General features: G+C 69.4%; 9 protein-coding genes, 1 tRNA gene and 1 pseudogene. 4 read left to right on the top strand and 7 right to left on the bottom strand.

What is annotated here, in order from left to right; genetic code table 11:
- Positions 1–27: 27 nt before the first annotated feature.
- The 3 genes from LK409_RS08870 to LK409_RS08860 form a co-directional block, all read right to left on the bottom strand.
- Positions 28–1,380, bottom strand: coding sequence for an MmgE/PrpD family protein (locus tag LK409_RS08870; RefSeq protein ID WP_010928403.1), 1,353 nt, complete (start codon positions 1,378–1,380; stop codon positions 28–30).
- Positions 1,381–1,603: 223 nt separating this feature from the next.
- Positions 1,604–4,492: an HD domain-containing phosphohydrolase gene (locus tag LK409_RS08865; protein WP_003809780.1), complete on the bottom strand. Its 2,889-nt coding sequence runs from the start codon at positions 4,490–4,492 to the stop codon at positions 1,604–1,606.
- Positions 4,493–4,752: 260 nt separating this feature from the next.
- Positions 4,753–4,829, bottom strand: a tRNA-Arg gene (locus tag LK409_RS08860).
- A gap of 181 nt (positions 4,830–5,010) precedes the next feature.
- Between LK409_RS08860 and amaB the strand changes: the two genes are divergently transcribed.
- Positions 5,011–6,513: an L-piperidine-6-carboxylate dehydrogenase gene (gene amaB / locus LK409_RS08855; RefSeq protein ID WP_010926191.1), complete on the top strand. Its 1,503-nt coding sequence runs from the start codon at positions 5,011–5,013 to the stop codon at positions 6,511–6,513.
- A gap of 134 nt (positions 6,514–6,647) precedes the next feature.
- Positions 6,648–7,949 carry a phospholipase A gene (locus LK409_RS08850; RefSeq protein WP_010928402.1) on the top strand — a complete coding sequence of 434 codons (1,302 nt, stop codon included), beginning with the start codon at positions 6,648–6,650 and terminating at the stop codon, positions 7,947–7,949.
- A 15-nt stretch (positions 7,950–7,964) separates the two neighbouring features.
- Here LK409_RS08850 and LK409_RS08845 read toward each other — a convergent pair whose 3' ends face one another.
- Positions 7,965–8,681 carry a flagellar brake protein gene (locus tag LK409_RS08845; RefSeq protein WP_003809774.1) on the bottom strand — a complete coding sequence of 239 codons (717 nt, stop codon included), beginning with the start codon at positions 8,679–8,681 and terminating at the stop codon, positions 7,965–7,967.
- 281 nt (positions 8,682–8,962) lie between these two features.
- Here LK409_RS08845 and LK409_RS08840 point away from each other — a divergent pair.
- Positions 8,963–9,643, top strand: a pseudogene (locus LK409_RS08840) (DUF3313 domain-containing protein).
- An 11-nt stretch (positions 9,644–9,654) separates the two neighbouring features.
- Here LK409_RS08840 and LK409_RS08835 read toward each other — a convergent pair.
- The 3 genes from LK409_RS08835 to LK409_RS08825 all read right to left on the bottom strand — a co-directional run bounded on the left by LK409_RS08835 (position 9,655) and on the right by LK409_RS08825 (position 10,833).
- Positions 9,655–9,822 (bottom strand): hypothetical protein, encoded by a 168-nt coding sequence (locus LK409_RS08835; protein WP_003809770.1) that lies wholly within the window; start codon positions 9,820–9,822, stop codon positions 9,655–9,657.
- A gap of 108 nt (positions 9,823–9,930) precedes the next feature.
- Positions 9,931–10,080, bottom strand: coding sequence for a hypothetical protein (locus tag LK409_RS08830; protein ID WP_041937190.1), 150 nt, complete (start codon positions 10,078–10,080; stop codon positions 9,931–9,933).
- A gap of 93 nt (positions 10,081–10,173) precedes the next feature.
- Positions 10,174–10,833 carry a thiopurine S-methyltransferase gene (locus tag LK409_RS08825; RefSeq protein WP_003809767.1) on the bottom strand — a complete coding sequence of 220 codons (660 nt, stop codon included), beginning with the start codon at positions 10,831–10,833 and terminating at the stop codon, positions 10,174–10,176.
- Positions 10,834–11,231: 398 nt separating this feature from the next.
- On the opposite strand from LK409_RS08825, the gene LK409_RS08820 reads away from it, so the two are divergent.
- Positions 11,232–13,064 carry an ABC transporter ATP-binding protein gene (locus LK409_RS08820; RefSeq protein WP_041937189.1) on the top strand — a complete coding sequence of 611 codons (1,833 nt, stop codon included), beginning with the start codon at positions 11,232–11,234 and terminating at the stop codon, positions 13,062–13,064.
- Positions 13,065–13,086: the final 22 nt, after the last annotated feature.

Here is a 13,086-nt window from a genome sequence, read left to right as displayed (position 1 = left end):
CTTGCTCTTTGATTGGAAGACGGCGGATCAGGCGGGCGTGGCCAGGCACCGCATGAGCTCGGCGACGCTGTCCAGCCCGGCCAGCCCGCGCAGCAGCGCGATCGAGCGCTCGACCTGTTGTTCGGGATAGATGCCCTGCACGCAGCCCAGGTACTTGGGCACGCACTGGTCGAACGTCAGCAGCGCCGGCGGCTGCCCGCGCGCCTGCTCGGGCTCGCGCACGATCACCCGGCCGTCGGCCAGGCGGTAGGTGATCCGCGGCGTCCAGCCCGTGGGGGTCCAGCCCCAGTCTTCCCGCACCACCTGCTTGACCTTGCGCCGGAATACCTGGAACGCCGCGTCGTCGATGCGCGCCTGGGAGAATCCGGCCGGCACCACCTGGTCCTCCAGCATGGCGATGGCCAGCACGTGCGGCAGGCTGAACTGCGCCTCGATCTCGTCGTGCGGTTCCATGTGCTGGACAACGGTGGGGAAGAACGCGTTGACCTCCACCGAAATCTCCTCGATGTCGGCGGCGGCCAGGCCTTCGGCGTGGCGCAGGTCCACGGTGGTCTCGATGATGCGCTGCAGGTGATAGCAGCAGGGATAGGACTTGATGCCGATTTCCATCAGGCGGTACGGCCTGCCCCAGTGCTCGATGATGGCGGCCGGCGCTTCGACCTGGTCGCCGGTGATCATGTTCATGAGCCCGCGCGGCGCTTCCAGCACGTCCGGCTGCCCGGTCATGCCCTGGGCCGCCATCAGGGCGGCGGCGATGCCGTTGCGGGCCGCGAACCCCATTTCCACGATGTGCGCCATCGAGCCGGTCTGGTAGCCGATGCCCGCCCCTTGCGAGGCCGCAAGGCTGAGCGCCATGGTGGTCTGGCGCTCGTCCAGGCCCAGCAGCTTGGCGGCGGACGCTGCGCAGCCGATCGACCCGGCCAGGCTCAGCACCATGAAGCCGTTGCGGCGCGCCTGGCGGCACGCCAGGCCGATGCGCGCCTGCGCTTCGTAGCCGGCGGCGAAGGCCTCCACCACGCGGGCGCCGCTTGCCTGGGCGTGCTCGGCCACGGCGAAGATGGCCGGGAACAGGGTGTAGCTGGACACTGCCTCGGGGAAGCTGTCGTCCTCGTATTCGGTCGCGTGCGCGAAGGTGCCGTTGGCCAGCCCGGCCATTTCCATGCTGGTCTTCAGGCCGTGGCCGAGCACGGTGGCCTGGGCGGCGCCGCCGGCGCTTTTGACGTAATCGACGATTTCCCGGCCGCCCGCGCTGCGGTGGCCGGCGGCCATCGCGCCCAGCGCGCTCATGGCCAAGGTTTCGGAGTAACCCACTGCATCGGCCGGCAGGTCCCGGATCGAAGTCTGCACGACCCGCTTGGCGATTTCTTGCGTGATATTCACGACGTCTCCGTTGTTGGTGTGTTTCGATGAATTCTAAACTTCTATATATAAGTTGTACAAGATAGATATCTAACTAAGATGACTAGGTGTTTTCCCGCATCGCCGGCGGCGCGAGACTGGCACAGGGGGAGGAGAACGGAATGGGCGCGGCCATCCGGCCGCCCGCGGCTTGCGCCGCGGCGGCCGGATGGCCGGCTTCAGGACAGGGGATGAAAGAGGCGGGTCAGCCCTGGGCGATGCGCGCCAGCGCTTCGATGTCCACGTCGTCGATCTGCGACGGGTTCATGTGCTGCTGCGCGTAAGCCAGCCAGATGCGGTGGCGCAGGAAATACAGATAGAGCTCGGTGTCGAGATGCCGCTCCTTGCACATGACCGCCATGATGCGCAGGGATTCGGACAGCGTTTTGGGCAGCTTGTAGGGACGGTCCGCGGCCGTCAACGCCTCGAACACGTCGGCCACCGCCATCACCCGCTCGGTCAGGTGCAGCGCCTCGCCCGGCAGGCGGCGCGGATAGCCCGTGCCGTCCATTTTCTCGTGATGGTTCGCGGCGATGTCCGGCACCCGCTCCAGGTGGCGCGGCCACGGCAGCTGCTTGAGCATGATCAGGGTCTGCACGATGTGGTCGTTGATCGCGAAGCGATCCTCGTCGGTCAGGGTGCCGCGCCGGATGCTCAGGTTGTGCAGTTCGCCCATGTCCTGCCGGTACGCCGGCAGCTTCATGTCGAAGCCCAGCGCGTTGCGCGGATCGTCGCGCTCGACGGCGGGCTTGTTGTCGCCCCACTCCACCCGGTGCTGCGGCTTGTCGGCCAGCAGCGGTTCGATGGCCGGCAGCGCCGGCGCGCCGGCGCGGCTGCCCTCGAGGCGGCGCCGCTCGGCCGCGGCCAGGCCCAGGCCATCGTCGAAATGGCGCAGCCAGGTTGCCTGCCCCAGCCGGCGCAGGCGCTCGATTGCCTCGTCGGCGAGAAACTCGCCGCCCAGGTTGCATTCGGCGACGAACCGGAAGTCGTCCTGCAGTTGCGCCTGCCGTTCGTCGCGCGCCTGGGCGCTGGCCGCGGCCGGCTGCCCGTCCAGGCACGCGCGCAGGTGCGCGATCTCCGCGTCGCGCCACAGCACCTCGAAACGCATGCGGATTTCATGGATGCGGTTGTAGATGACCTCCAGCTTGGTGGCCTTGTCCACGATATGCTCGGCGCTGGTGATCTTGCCGCAATCGTGCAGCCAGGCGGCCAGGTAGAACGCGTAGCGCTCGTCCTCGGTGAACGTGAAGTCGGCGTAGGGGCCGCTGGTATCGGCGCACATGCGGTCGGTCATCATGATCGCCAGCGCGGGCACCCGCTCGCAGTGGCCGCCGGTATAGGGGCTCTTGGCGTCGATCGCATCGGCGAGCACCCGGATCACCGCGTCGAACAACTGCTTCTGCGACTCGATCAACTGCCGCGTCTCGATCGCCGCGCTCAACATGCCGGTCAGGCGAAACGCAAAGGCCTGGAACCCCGGCGCGGCATGGTCCTGGTCCTGGGCGTGGCGCAGCACCAGCAGGCCCTCCACCCGGCCGGCGCGGCTGCGCAGCTCGAACTGGACGCGCTGCAAGCCGTCCGCGGCGCCTGCCGCGGGCGCCGCATCGCCGCCGCCAGCGCACGGCAGCGATTCCTCCAGGCCGTGCGCATCGCCGGCAACGGCCGCCCGGGCCATGGTTCGCGAGTCCTTCTGCAGCAGGTAGATGGCGCCACTGCGGCAACGCGTGGCATGGACGAACTTCTCCAGCACCTGGGCCAGCATGGTTTCGATGCGGGGCTCGGCGCCGAGCACGTCGCTGATCGCCAGGAAGGCCTCGACCGTGTTGCTGACGTTGTCCATGACGCCATTGAGCTCCCTGGTCTCGCGCAGCCATGCCGGCGCATCCGGCGGCCGGCTGAAATCGAAGGCGGACATGCGCTTGGCCTGCGCGGTGGTGCGCTCCAGCGCCCGCCCGATGCGGCTGCCGCCCCACCACCCCAGGCCCAGGAACAGCAGGATCAGGCCCCCGGTGATCAGGACCATGCGCTGACGGTCGTGCTGCAGGTCGCCCAGCAGTTCGTCGGCCGGCGCCGTCAACAGCAGGCGGAGGTCCACATTGTCGAAGCCGTCGAAAGGCAGCATGACCCCCAGCCACTCATGTCCTGCGACGTCATACGAGACGGGTCGGCCGTCGCGGGCGATCCGGCGCAGATCCGACAAGGGCTCGACCCCCAGGTCGTCCAGCGGCCGCAGGTGCGTATCTCCCGCGGCCTGGGCCCTGGCCGTGAGGACCTGCGGGTCGCGGTAGGCGACCACCGCGCCGCTGCCGTCGACCAGCGCAAGCTCGGCGCTCGGCGTGATGCGCAGTTCGTCCAGCATCCTGCCCAGGTCGTCCAGCACGATGTCCAGGCCCACGATGGCCTTGCCGCCCTCGGCCCGCCGCGACAGGCTGACGCCCACCTGGCGGGTCGAGAAAAACACATAGGGCGCGGAGATGGTCAAGGCCGCGCCCTCGCCGGCGTTCGCATACCAGGGCCGCTCGCGCGGGTCGTACCGGTAATCGGCCTCGCTGCGGCGCGTAATCGGGCTCAGCCCGCCGTCGTAGAACAGGAAATCTCCCTTGGCCGTGCCGTCGGCCGCGCGGGTGACCGTCTGCACCAGGAAGCGGGCCTGCCCGGGCGCGCCGAAATGCTGGCGGATGCCCGGGTCGTCGAGCATGCGGGCCAGCAGGAAATCCCCGTTGTCATAGCCGACGTACAGCGCGGAAATCAAGGGATTGGCAGCCAGCTCTTCGGCCAGCAGCCGCATGCGCTCCAGGCGGTCCTGCAGGCGCGGCGCGCTCACGATGGGATCGAACGACAGGGTGCGCAAGGTGGCCGAGGCCGGCTCGATCATCCGGCGCGTGCGCTCGAAGGTGATCTGCGCCGCATCGTTGGCGGTGCGCGCGGCCGCGTCGAGCAGCAGGTTGCGCGAGTTCATCCAGCTCAGCGCGATCAGGACGGCCGCGACCAGGAAAATCGCGGCGACGGCCAGGCCCGCGATGAGCAGGCGCACCGGCCAGCCCCGCAAGCGTCGAGCACCATTTCCCATCTTGCACACCCTCGCTGGAGCCATGCGGCAGGACTGCGCGCCGCCGCACGGCGATTGGATCGGGGAAGCGGACCGCCGCGGGCAGCCCCGGCGAAGCCCTCCGGCCCCTCCGGCAAGCCTGAAGGACTGGCGTCAATATGCCATTAAATAAAACTCGAAGTAACCATTATTATCTTCAGGGTGGGCAACCCAGGGCGGCCACGGCGCCGAAGCGCAAAAAAATCCCATGCAAATCAGTGATCTGCATGGGATTTCCGGTCTGGCCGCAATGCGCGGGAAAGCTGTGGCCCGCCCTACAAGATTCGAACTTGTGACCCCAGGTTTAGAAGACCTGTGCTCTATCCAACTGAGCTAAGGGCGGTACGGAATGCGCGCGGCGCGGCGATGCCGGCGGGCGCATGGCCGGGCGCGCATTTTACCCCGGAAGACGCAGGCCGGCCCAATCGCCCCCGCCGATCGATGCCCACGGCATGCCGGCGACGTAGTACGGTGTCTGTTTTTCCGGCTTCAATGCCGCCGTTGCCACGCTTACAGGAGCAATCATGGATACGCCTTCCGATCTCTTGCGCAAGCTGGGGCTGGACCCCGCCGCCCTGGCCCAGGGCAGCCTGCGGGCCCGCAGCCCCATCGACGGCGCGCTGCTGGCCCGCGTTCCCGAGCACAGCGTGGCGCAGGCGCATGCCGCGATCACCCGCGCGCGCCAGGCCAGCCAGCAATGGCGCGACGTGCCCGCGCCGCGGCGCGGCGAGCTGGTGCGCCGGTTCGGCGACGTGCTGCGCGAGCACAAGGAGGCGCTGGGCCGGCTGGTCTCGCTGGAGGCCGGCAAGATCCTCGCCGAAGGCGCCGGCGAAGTGCAGGAGATGATCGATATCTGCGATTTCGCCGTCGGCCTGTCGCGCCAGTTGTACGGGCTGACCATCGCGTCCGAGCGCCCCGGCCACCGCATGATGGAAACCTGGCATCCGCTGGGCGTGGTCGGCGTGATCAGCGCGTTCAACTTCCCGGTCGCGGTCTGGTCCTGGAACGCCGCGCTGGCGCTGGTGTGCGGCAATGCCGTGGTCTGGAAGCCTTCCGAAAAAACGCCGCTGACCGCGCTGGCCTGCCAGGCGCTGCTGGCGCGCGCCCTGCAGGATTACGGCGAAGCGCCGGCCGGGCTGGCCGAAGTACTGATAGGCGGGCGCCAGCTTGGCGAGGCGCTGGTCGATTCGCATGACGTGGCGCTGGTATCGGCCACCGGCTCGACCCGCATGGGCCGGCAGGTGGGCCCGCGCGTGGCGCAGCGCTTCGGCCGCGTCCTGCTGGAGCTGGGCGGCAACAACGCCATCATCGTCGCGCCCAGCGCCGACCTGGAGATGGCCACGCGCGGCATCGTGTTCGGCGCCATCGGCACGGCCGGCCAGCGCTGCACCACCACGCGCCGCCTGATCGCGCACACCGATATCGCCGATACCCTGGTCGCGCGCCTGAAGCAGGCCTACGCCAGCGCGACGGTGGGCGACCCGCTGCAGCCCGGCACCCTGGTCGGGCCGCTGATCGACCGCGCTGCGTACGACGCCATGCAGGCCGCGCTGACGGCCGCGCGCGAACAGGGCGGCCAGGTCAGCGGCGGCGAGCGCCTACTGGCCGAGCGATATCCCGACGCCTGGTACGTGCGCCCGGCCATCGTCGAAATGCCGGGCCAGACCGACGTGGTCTGCCACGAGACCTTCGCCCCCATCCTGTATGTCATGCGCTACGGCGACTTCCCGGCGGCGCTGGCCATGCACAACGGCGTGCCGCAAGGCCTGTCGTCCGCCATCTTCACCAACGACCTGCGCGAAGCCGAGGCGTTCCTGTCGTCCGCCGGGTCGGACTGCGGCATCGCCAACGTGAACATCGGCACCTCGGGCGCGGAGATCGGTGGCGCCTTCGGCGGCGAGAAGGAAACCGGCGGCGGCCGCGAATCCGGCTCGGACGCCTGGAAGCACTATATGCGGCGCGCCACCAACACCGTCAATTACTCGCGCGCGCTGCCCCTGGCGCAAGGCATCCGGTTCGGCGAGTAACCGCTTGTAGCCCGCCGCCTGCCCGCGGCGGCTCGGCCTTTTCACCAGCGGCATGCAAGCCTGCCTTACATGGCGTTTCAACGGCTACAGCGTCGAATGCTACAGTTCGCCGTCACCATAGCTGGTCGTTTCCTATGCAAGTGCCGGACCCCCGATCCCCGTTCATTCGCCCCGCCCTGGCTGGCGCGCTCGCGCTGGCGCTGGCGGGAATGTCGCTTCCCGCTCTCGCCGGCATTTCCTACCGGCTCGACCGCCCCGCGGCGGCGCCGGGCGAGACGGTGCGCCTAGAGGCCGTGTTCTTCAACGATGGTTCGGCCAGCGCGGCGTGGAACGCGCCGCAGCAGCTGGTATTGCAGTGGCGCGGCGCCGACGGCCAGACCATACGCAGCCTGGCGCAGCGCCCCGCGGGCGAGGCGGCGCTGAACATCCCCGTCAACAATTTCGCCCGCATGAGCTGGGACGCCGTGGTGCCGGTGCACGCGCGCGGCCTGCAGGCGGTGTCGATCGAGGGCGAGTCCACCATGTTGGCGCTGGACGCCACCGGCCGCGAGCAGGATACGCTGGCCAGCACGCCGGCCGATGTGCCGGTGCCCGATGCGCGCACCGGGCAGCCCCTGCCGCCGGCGGCCGTGACGGCGGCCGGCGTCTCGCCCGACTCCGGCCCGGCGCCGGCGCAGGTGGCCGTCAGCCAGACCTTCCAGCCGGCCAGCGCGTTCGATGTGTTCCGCAGCGCCATCAGCGAGTACCAACCGATGTACTTCGACATCGGCACGCGCGAGCAGACCACCGCGCGCTTCCAGATCAGCGCCAAATACCGGCTGTTCTCGCCCAAGGGCGACCGTCCGGCCACCTTCGGCGAGAACTTCTACCTGGGCTACACCCAGACTTCGCTGTGGGACCTGGAAGGCGACTCCAAGCCTTTCATCGACACCACCTTCAACCCCAGCGCATTCTGGCTATCGGACAATATCTGGTCGTCGGCCAGCCAGAACTGGCGCGTCGGCCTGAACACCGGCGTCGAACACCAGTCCAACGGCAAGAGCGGCAACGACTCGCGCTCGCTCAACGACGCCTACGTGCAGCCGGCGCTGAACTACCGCTTCGACAGCGGCAGCACGCTGACCTTCGCGCCCAAGGTCAAGACCTACTTCGGCGTGGCGCGCGAAAACCGCGACTACGCCGACTATGCCGGCTATGTGGACTGGAACCTGCGCTGGGCGCAGGACGGCGGCGCGGTGGTGTCGGCCATGTACCGCCAGGGCGCCAGCAGCCGGCGCACCACCCAGCTGGACTTCGCCTGGCCGCTGAAGCGGACCTGGCTGGACATGAACGGCTACCTGCACCTGCAGTACTTCAACGGCTACGGCGAGACGCTGCTGGGCTACGACCAGCGCCACGACTCGCAGTTCCGCATCGGCCTGTCGCTGGTGCCCTGAGCGGACGCGGCGGGCCTACAGGCCGCGCTGGCGCGCGATCTGGTCGCGCTGCAAGGCGTTGACATAGGCCTGGATGCGGATGCCCGTGCCCTTGTCGAGCTCGACGAACGCGCAGCCGATGCGCCGGCTGGTCTTGCCCTTGGCCAAGACCTCGTCCAGGTGATGGACCACGCGGATCGCCGCGGCGAACGCGCCCAGCTCCGGCAAGGCCAGCACGCCGCGGTAGATCTTGCCCGGCGCCGGGTCCAGCGTCTGCTGGGGGTCGGCCAGCGCCAGGCCGCCCGGGCTGATGTCGCACAGCGCCAGCGGCTCGGCCCCGCCCGCCTCGCGCACCCAGGTCGCGGGCTGCGCCACCGGCACGGCGATGCGGAACGTATCGCGCCGCTGCACCCTGGTCAGGGTTTCGGGCAGATCGACCAGCAGGGCCGGCCGCGCCTCGAACTCGCAGCGCGTCACGCGCGCGGCGGCAAACGAAATGCTGATGTTATCCAGCGAGGTGTCGAAAGCCACATCGCCGGCATCGGCCAGGCGCTGATTGAGGGTGTCGTCCTGGGCCGCGTCCAGCACGACCTGGCCTGCCTGCGCATCCACGTGCAGCACGGAGGTCACGCTGTTGAAGGGGCGGCCCGGGATGCGCATGAGCAGCAGGCACTGGCGGGCCTGGAGCGTCTGCAGCAGGTTGGCGATTTCGAACCTGCCGCTTACCAGGTACGGGTCGTGAGCATCGGGCATAGGGAATGTCGGGGCAAGGCAGGACTGCCGGCACGCAGCCGGGAAGCTGGCGGGGCGCCGGGCAGCGCCGAAAATTGCCGATTTATTACGAAATCTTTATTATTTTACCAGACCATGCCGCGGATCCCGGCGCCGGGCCTGGCCGGGCTCGGCCATCGGCAGCCGTCCCGACGGATGAGCGGCGCCGTTGCGTGCGTGCCCGCGTTGCAGGGGGGTGCCGCGCCGCGTATGCTGGGCCACCCGTCTCCTGGGCCAACGTCTCTTTTGTAGGGAAACCCGCTATGAAGTCGTCCCTGTATCGAATCGCAGCGCTCAGCGCCGCTGCCCTGTTGCTGGCCGGCTGCGCCAGCTAGCGCGCCCCGAAGGAGTCGGGCTTTCTCGGCGATTACTCGCAGTTGCGCGAGGAGCAAGTGCCCGGCGGCGCGCGGCTGATCTACCGCGACGCCGCGCTCAAGCCGCGCCAGTACACCGCCATGTGGCTGTCGCCGGTCGAGTACTATCCCAGCCCGCAACCGTCGGCGCAGGTGTCGATGGAAACGCTGACCGAACTGCAGAACTACCTGGACCAGTCGCTGCGCCGCAAGATCGGCCGCGAGATCCGCCTGGTCAACGGCCCCGGCCCGGGCGTGGCCAAGGCGCGCATCGCAATCACGGCGGTCGGCAGCGAAAGCGAGGCGCTGGCGGCCTACCAGTACATCCCCGTGGCGCTGGCCATCACCGGCGCCAGGGCCGTGCTGGAAGGCGGCCGGCCGCAGCAGGCCACCATCGCGATCGAAAGCAAGGTCACCGACAGCCAGACGGGCCAGTTGCTGTGGGCGTCGGTGCGCGGGGGCACTGGCGAGCGCGTGCGCGCCATCGCCCAGGGCCAGGCCTCGGTGCCGGCCGAGGCGCTCAAGCCGCTGATCGACGAATGGACCGATAACGTCGCGCGTGAAATACGCAACTACGTGCGCAGCAAATAAGGCCGCGCGGTTCAACGGCCGGTATCGGGGTAGTCCGGGCCGGCGTCGTGGAAACCGCCGCTGCTGTAGGGGTTGACTGCGCCGGGATGCGGCGGGCCCGGCTGCGAACCCTGCCCGCCCGCGCAGCCGGCCAGCGCCAGGCTGGCCGCCAGCATCAATGTCGCCATGCAGAATTTCATGATCGCCTCCTTGGGCGCGGCGCGGCCGATGCGCCGACGCGCGCCCGTACGTCCAGTGTAGCGATTTCGGCGCCGCGCATGCGGCGCGCCGCGCTCAGCCGTGCGCAGTCAGCAGTTGCCCTTCTTGGCCTGGCCGGGCGGACAGAAGCCGCCGCCGCCGCGGTCGGGCGGATCCACCACGACCGCGCCGTGCGGGGTATAGACGGCACAGCCGCCCAGCAGCGCCGCGGCAAGCAACAGCCCGAGTATCGATTTCATGCCCATATTCCTGTTGTGGGAGACGGCGCAAGTGTAGGCCCGCCCATCGCAACCAGGCATGGATGTCGGTAACAAGGCGCAGCATCGCCGCGCTCAGCCCAGGCGTTCGAGCCGGTATACCAGCGTGTCCAGCCGCGCCACGCCGCGCTGGTTGAACTTGGGCTCCTTGTCGAGGATGTCGCGCCGGTCGATCAGGCGGGCCTCGGTATGGCCGGCATACAGCGCCTGCACTTCGGCGTCGTCCACGGAAAAGGGCGGACCTTCCATCTGGTCCTGCGGATAGTCCAGCGTGATGAGAATGCCCCGGCAGCCCCGGCCCAGGCGGCCATAGACCTCGCGCGCATAGCGCTTGCGCATGGGCTCGGGCAGCGCCACCAGCGCGGCGCGGTCGTACACGCCGGCGCAGGCGGCCAGCGTGGCGTCTTCCAGCGCGAACACGTCGCCGCAGATCAGTTCGAGGTTGCCCGCCACATAGTGGCGGCCCTGCGCCGATTGGTGGATCTCTGGGCGCAGGCCGTTCTCGTCGAAGAACTGCTCGACCGCCAGTTGCGACAGCTCCACGCCCAGCACGCGCAGCCCCTGCCCGGCCAGCCACACCATGTCGAGCGACTTGCCCGCCAGCGGAACCAGCACCTGGCCGCCGGCCGGCACGTCCAGCGCCGGCCAGTATTTTTGCAGCAGCGGCGTCACCCGCGTCTGGTGAAAATGCGTGCGCCCTTCGCGCCAACGATCCAGCCAGAAATCCGCGTCCATGCCTCATCCTCCATCGATCATGTTGGGACATATTGTAGAGACCCGGCGCGCCCGGCCCGGCACGCGCCTTCCGTGTCGATTACGCAACGCCGGCGGCGGCGAATCTTGCGCGCGCTCCGGGCTCGCTGCTAGGATCGCACTTCGGGCCCTGCTCACGGGCCCTCGTTCCCATCCACGATCACTCACCCGGAGGCGCCCCATGCTCGTACCGCACATCGCCACTCCGCGCGTGACCCCGCCGCGCCATTAGGTCGCAGCCCGCGCCGGGCCGCATCGCGGCCCACGCGCCCTCCCCTACGCAATCCGTAGCCTGCCGGCCCCCCATGGGCGGCCCGCGCTGGCTGACATTCACTTTCTACTGACGTCCTGGCGCGCGCCGCGTGGCCGGACCCTGGCAAATGGCTCGCAATAAACTCGACTTGCGCGGATCCGCGTTCAAGGCCGTTCTCGGCTTTACTTTCAGGCACTGGGCCAGGCAACCCTGGCGCATCGGCCTCATCGCCATGCTGGCGCTGCTCTCGGCGCTGGCCGACATCCTCACGCCCCTGTATGTCGGCCGGCTGATCGACGCCGTGGCCGGCGGCGCGCCCGCCGACACGGTGGCGCGCAACGCCGCGCTCGGCGCCTTCTGGCTGCTGATCGCGCTGGGCGTGGGCGCCACCTTGCTGCGCCAGGCCATCTTCATGAACATCATCGCGCTGACGCTGAAGATGATGCACGACATCGCCGGCCTGGCCTTCCACCAGGTGCAGCGGCTGTCGTCCGACTGGCACGCCAACACCTTCGCCGGCTCGACCGTGCGCAAGATCACGCGCGGCATGTGGGCGCTGGACCTGCTCAACGACACGCTGCTGATCGCCCTGCTGCCCTCGCTGGTCATGCTGGCCGGCGCCACCGCTCTGCTGGGCTGGCACTGGCCCCTCATGGGGCTGGTGGTCGGACTGGGCTCGCTGCTGTACGTGGCGGTGACGATGGCGCTGTCGCTGGGCTACGTGGCGCCCGCGGCGCGCCTGGGCAACGCGTGGGATACCCGCATGGGCGGCGCGCTGGCCGACGCGGTGAGCTGCAACGCCGTGGTCAAGGCCTTCGGCGCCGAATGGCGCGAGGAAGCCCGGCTGGCCCGCGTCACCGGCAAATGGCGCCACCGCACCCGGCGCGGGTGGGTGCGCGGAACCATCAACGGCGGCGTGCAGGGCGCGATGCTGGTGGCCATGCAGGCGGCCATCCTCGGCGTGGCGCTGCTGCTGTGGCAGCGCGGCCAGGCCAGCGTGGGCGACGTGACCTTCGCCTTCACGACCTTCTTCATGCTGCAGGGCTACCTGCGCGACGTGGGCATGAACATCCGCAACCTGCAGCGCTCGATCAACGACATGGAGGAGCTGGTCTCGCTGCAGCGCCAGCCGCTGGATGTCGAGGACCTGCCCGGCGCCGGGCCGATCGACATCGGCGCGGGCGAGATCCGCTTCGAGAACGTCACGTTCCGCTATGGCCCGCACGAGCAGCCGCTGTACCGCGACTTCTCGGTGCGCATCGCGCCGGGCGAACGGGTCGGCCTGGTCGGCCACTCCGGCTCGGGCAAGACCACGTTCATCAAGCTGATCCAGCGCCTGTACGACGTGGACGGCGGGCGCATCACCATCGACGGGCAGGATATCGCCGCGGTGCGGCAGGCGTCGCTGCGCAGCCAGATCGCCATCGTGCAGCAGGACCCGGTGCTGTTCCACCGCTCGCTGGCCGAGAACATCGCCTACGGGCGGCCCGGGGCCACGCAGGCCGAGATCGAGCGCGCCGCCCGGCTGGCCAGCGCGCACGACTTCATCATGGCGCTGCCCAAGGGCTACGACACGCTGGTGGGCGAGCGCGGCGTCAAGCTGTCGGGCGGGGAACGCCAGCGCGTGGCGATCGCGCGCGCCTTCCTGGCCGATGCGCCCATCCTCATCCTGGACGAAGCCACCTCCAGCCTGGACAGCGAAAGCGAGGTGCTCATCCAGCGGGCCATGGAGCGCCTGATGGAGGGCCGCACCACGCTGGTGGTGGCGCACCGCCTGTCCACCGTCCGCGCGCTGGATCGCCTGCTGGTCATGGACCGGGGCCGCGTCATCGAGGAAGGCAGCCACGAAGCGCTGATCCGCCTGCACGGCGGCGTGTACCGGCGCCTGTTCGAACGCCAGGCGCTGGAGCTGACGCGCGGCCTGTCGCAATGGGAGCTGGGCGGCGCGGCGGCCAGTTAGCGCCGCGCCGCTACAATGGCGC

Source organism: Bordetella parapertussis (genome assembly GCF_020735925.1).
Lineage (GTDB): Bacteria > Pseudomonadota > Gammaproteobacteria > Burkholderiales > Burkholderiaceae_B > Bordetella > Bordetella pertussis.
Note: the sequence above shows the minus strand (reverse complement) of the source record. Positions and strands in the feature narration are given on the sequence as shown.

Coding starts and splice junctions, on each gene's coding strand:
- LK409_RS08825 (WP_003809767.1), bottom strand. CDS start 10,833: ATGGACGCGGATTTCTGGCTGGATCGTTGGCGCGAAGGGCGCACGCAT.
- LK409_RS08850 (WP_010928402.1), top strand. CDS start 6,648: ATGCAAGTGCCGGACCCCCGATCCCCGTTCATTCGCCCCGCCCTGGCT.
- LK409_RS08830 (WP_041937190.1), bottom strand. CDS start 10,080: ATGAAATCGATACTCGGGCTGTTGCTTGCCGCGGCGCTGCTGGGCGGC.
- LK409_RS08865 (WP_003809780.1), bottom strand. CDS start 4,492: ATGGCTCCAGCGAGGGTGTGCAAGATGGGAAATGGTGCTCGACGCTTG.
- LK409_RS08845 (WP_003809774.1), bottom strand. CDS start 8,681: ATGCCCGATGCTCACGACCCGTACCTGGTAAGCGGCAGGTTCGAAATC.
- LK409_RS08835 (WP_003809770.1), bottom strand. CDS start 9,822: ATGAAATTCTGCATGGCGACATTGATGCTGGCGGCCAGCCTGGCGCTG.
- amaB (WP_010926191.1), top strand. CDS start 5,011: ATGGATACGCCTTCCGATCTCTTGCGCAAGCTGGGGCTGGACCCCGCC.
- LK409_RS08820 (WP_041937189.1), top strand. CDS start 11,232: ATGGCTCGCAATAAACTCGACTTGCGCGGATCCGCGTTCAAGGCCGTT.